Below are 1,305 nucleotides of genomic sequence, written 5' to 3' on the forward strand. Positions count from 1 at the left end.
TGAAGCGTCCTGGGTTGAGTTCCGCTTCTTTTACGGCCCTGTGTTGATGGGCTGGGTGAGATAGTACTCGGTTTCTACTTCCTGTGGGGTGGCGTAGTCCAATGCTTCGTGAAGTCGCTTAGTGTTCCACCAATGCACCCACCGCAAGGTGGCCAGTTCGACTTCTCCGACCGACGTCCACGGGCCCTGGGCATGAATCAGTTCCGCCTTGTAGAGACCGTTGACTGTTTCGGCTAGTGCATTGTCGTAAGAATCGCCGATTGTTCCCACACTCGGGCGGATTCCTGACTCAGCTAGCGCGGTGGAATACTTCAGTGACACATACTGGCTGCCCCGATCGCTGTGGTGAATTAGTTGGTTTCCATGGATTCGTCCTGCAGTCGTTAACGCATGTTCCAATGCCTCCATGGGCAGCGCATCGGTGCGCATTGTCGAGCGTGTAGCAACACCAACAATTTTTCGGCTGAAGACATCCACGACAAACGCGGTGTAGGCGAATCCTGACAGGGTGCGAACGTAGGTAATGTCGGCAACCCAAAGCCTGCCTGGTGCCTGCGCACGGAAGTTTCGGCGCACTAGGTCCGGGCGATGATCCGGTGTCTTCGGGCTTACCGTTGTTATTGGGGTTCGCCCACGTCTGCGGCCAGAAACACCTGCAAGTTTCATCAGACGTGCGGTCTTGTCGCGACCAATATGAAAGCCTTCGCGGTTCATCGCGTGCCACATTTTGCGGATGCCGTAGACCGAGAAATTCTCCGCATGCACACGCTGTATCTCTGGGATGAGCAGGCTATCGCTTAAGGCTCTTGCGCTGGGAACACGTGTGGTGGCTTTGCGGTAGCCGCGTGAAGTAATGAATCCACGATCTGCTTGTTTAAGGACTCGGCAGATGGCCTCGACCCCAAATTGATCTTTGTACGCGTCGATGTAGGAGATCATTTGGTCGTGGGTCGGTCGAGTTCCGCTGCGAAAAAAGCCGAAGCAGTTTTAAGAATCCCGTTTGCTCGTTTCAGTTCGCGGTTTTCGCGGCGCAGACGCCTGAGTTCTTCTTCCATTGTTTCGCCGCCTGAAGCGTCAGAATTATCGCGTACTGAGGCGCTGTCACGGTACCAGGCCCGCAACGTGTGGTGAGATACTCCAAGCAGCTCACCGACCTCCGTGTAGGCGCGTTGCAGTGAGCAAGACTCCAGGCGGACCATTTCGATGATCTGATGGACCGCCTTCTCCTTGAACTCGACGGAATACTTTCTAGGCATAGTTCAATCCTTCCTTAGCTGAGGTAGGAACTAAACCCAGGACGCTTCA

At 54.8% G+C, this 1,305-nt stretch carries 1 protein-coding gene; it reads right to left on the reverse strand.

Annotation, left to right across the window (positions count from 1 at the left end; translation table 11 throughout):
- Positions 1 to 30: 30 nt before the first annotated feature.
- A protein-coding gene (locus QP990_RS12085; RefSeq protein WP_100619247.1) for an IS3 family transposase occupies positions 31 to 1,256 on the reverse strand; the annotation gives its coding sequence in 2 pieces (ribosomal slippage) (positions 31 to 977 and positions 977 to 1,256; 1,227 coding nt in all).
- Positions 1,257 to 1,305 lie beyond the last annotated feature (49 nt).

Source organism: Corynebacterium sp. MSK071 (assembly GCF_030232125.1).
In the GTDB taxonomy this organism is placed as follows: domain Bacteria; phylum Actinomycetota; class Actinomycetes; order Mycobacteriales; family Mycobacteriaceae; genus Corynebacterium; species Corynebacterium kefirresidentii.